Origin of the sequence: Streptomyces sp. FH025, assembly GCF_017427025.1 — a bacterium.
Lineage (GTDB): Bacteria > Actinomycetota > Actinomycetes > Streptomycetales > Streptomycetaceae > Kitasatospora.
Genome location: NZ_JAFLNG010000895.1, coordinates 1 through 2,631, shown reverse-complemented (window position 1 = coordinate 2,631; position 2,631 = coordinate 1). Strand labels below are relative to the sequence as shown.

Below are 2,631 nucleotides of genomic sequence, written 5' to 3'. Positions count from 1 at the left end.
GGCGCACGGTGACGCGAGGGGTGAACGGTGGTGTCGGGTAGGGGTGTTGGCGGGGTCAGGCGGTGGGCTCCGGTGCCCCGAGGACCTGCCGGTAGGCGGCGACCCAGGCGGCGATCGGGTTGCCGTCCGAGCCGATCAGGACGTGCCGGCGCACGATGCCGGTGAACATCGCCGCGAAGGCCGCCGGGCGCAGGTCGGCGACCGGGTCGACGCCCATGCGCTGGGCCGTCGCTTCGACGGTGCGCTGGGTGAAGGAGTCGATGACGATCAGCGCGTAGTTGCGCACGGACTGCACGTCGAGGTGCTCCCGGCGCAGCCGGCGGCGCCGGGCGGTGTGTTCGACGGGTTCCTCCCACTGGCCGTCGGTGGTGGCCAGGGCGTGGTCGAGGGCGGCCCACGGGTCGAGGGCGGCCGGGGCGGCGGCGAACGCGTCGAGCACCACCTGGCCGAAGTCCCAGCCGAAGAGGAGGGCCTCCTTGGTGGGGTAGTAGCGGAAGAAGGTCCGGTGGGCGACGTCGGCGCGGCGGCAGATCTGCTGCACGGTGGTCTGTTCGAAGCCCTGGTCCTCGAAGAGGTCGAACGCGGCGGTGCGGATGCTCTCGCGGGTGCGCGCCTTCTTGCGGTCGCGCATGCCCAACTCGGCTGCCTCGTCCGTGTGCTGCATCGTTGTTCCACTTCTCCCGTTCCGCTCGACGGTGTTCCGAGGCCTGCCGGGGTGTCATGTCCGACTCCCGCGGCCTGCCTGGGCCACCGTCACGACCGGTAGCGAATCATGCCGGGTGAGGCCCGCTCAAGCCGCGTCGGAACTCTTCGGCTGTTCGTCATCCAAACTTTGCACAACTGCCTTTTGGCAGTAGTGCCACTTCCGAAATGGTGTCCTCGGCGGCCTTCCCCCGGGCCGTCGAGCTCCACCTCTGAACCTCTGAGGACACCGAGGAACCATGAAGCGGCACACCCACGTTCTGGCGGCGGCGATCTGCGCGACCGCCCTGGCCCTGACCGCCGGAGCCTGCTCCGCCTCCGACGACGCGCTCGCCGCAGGCACCGGCGGCGCCGGCAGCTCCGGCGTCTCCCCGGCCGACGACGGCCCGGCTGCGGACGGCGGCACGCTGCGCATCGGCCTGGACCGGCCCTTCCCCCGGCTCGACCCGGCCGAGACCGCCCTGACCTCCGAGCCGATGATGGTCCTGGCCAACGCGCTCTACGACCCGCTGATGGTCAACGGCGACAACGGCACCGTCCAGCCGTACCTGGCCAAGGCGTTCACCCCCAACACCGACGCCACCGCCTGGACCCTCCAGCTGCGCGCGGACGTGAAGTTCAGCGACGGCAAGCCGCTCGACGCCCAGGCCGTCATCGACCACGTCACCCGCCTGGCCAAGCCCGAGAGCAAGTGCTCCTGCGCCACCGACGCCGCCGCCATCGCCGCCATGAAGGCCGACGCCCCCGACACCGTCGTCTTCACCCTCAAGTCCCCCAACTCCGCGTTCCCGAGCGCCTTCACCCGCTCGCTCGGCTACGTCTCCGAGGCCCCCGGCCCGGACGGCACCGCGATCGGCTCCGGCCCGTACACACTGGCTCGCTCGCAGACCGGCGTCTCGGCCGAACTCACCCGCAACCCCGCCTACTGGGGCGACAAGGGCCACGCCGACAAGCTCGACTACCGGGTGCTCCCCGACACCGACAGCCGCTACCAGTCGCTGCGCTCCGGCGACACCGACGTCATCTGGGCCGAGAGCCCCGCCCAGTTCAAGCAGGCGGGCGCCGACGGGCTGCGCGTGGCGGCCGGCCCCGGCTCCACCTCCACCGTCCTGGTCAACACCAAGGCCGCGCCCTTCGACGACGTGCGGGTGCGCCAGGCCATGCAGTACGCCATCGACCGCGACGCGGTGGAGAAGGTCGTCTACCTCGGCCAGGGCCGCACCGCCGACAGCCCGATCGGCTCGCACTCGGCCTACCGCACCACCGCCACCGGCTCCGGCTACCCCGCCCACGACCCGGCCAAGGCCAAGCAGTTGCTCGCCGAAGCAGGAAACCCCCAGATCTCCTTCGAGTACCTGGTCGACAGCCGCCCCGAGGGCCAGCAGCGCGCCACCGTGCTCCAGCAGATGCTCGGCGAGGCCGGCATCAAGATGACCATCAAGCCGGTCGACAACGCCACCCTGGGCAGCGCGATGATGCAGCGCTCCTTCCAGGTCATGGACTTCGTCACCAGCATGTACGGCGACACCGACACCGCGATCTCCAGCCTGTTCACCTCCAAGTCCCCGATGAACTTCACCGGTTACGCCAACCCCGCCGTCGACCAGGCCGTCGCCCGCGGCCGCGCCGCCCTCGACCCCGCCGAACGCGCCGCCGCCTACAACGACGCCGCCACGCGGATCGTCGCCGACGCCCCGACGCTCCTGCTCACCGAGAACACCGTCGGCCTCCTCGCCTCCCCCAAGGTCGGCGGCCTGTCCGACCTGTCCAAGCGGACCGTCATCAGCGTGTCCCCCGCCCACCTCTGGCTGAAGAAGTGACGGCCCCGACCACGCCCGGGCGCCGCCTGACGGCCCCCGCCGGGCCCGGGCGCCGCCTGCTGGGCACCGGCGCCCGCCTGGGCCGGGCCGCGGCCGTCCTGCTGGTGGT

Annotated in this window: 2 protein-coding genes; one reads left to right on the top strand and one right to left on the bottom strand. The window is 71.8% G+C overall.

Features of this window, described 5'->3' with window-relative positions; genetic code table 11:
• Positions 1-55: 55 nt before the first annotated feature.
• Positions 56-664 carry a TetR/AcrR family transcriptional regulator gene (locus tag J0670_RS35370; protein WP_207816670.1) on the bottom strand — a complete coding sequence of 203 codons (609 nt, stop codon included), beginning with the start codon at positions 662-664 and terminating at the stop codon, positions 56-58.
• A 277-nt stretch (positions 665-941) separates the two neighbouring features.
• On the opposite strand from J0670_RS35370, the gene J0670_RS35365 reads away from it, so the two are divergent.
• Positions 942-2,522: an ABC transporter substrate-binding protein gene (locus tag J0670_RS35365; protein ID WP_207816669.1), complete on the top strand. Its 1,581-nt coding sequence runs from the start codon at positions 942-944 to the stop codon at positions 2,520-2,522.
• Positions 2,523-2,631 lie beyond the last annotated feature (109 nt).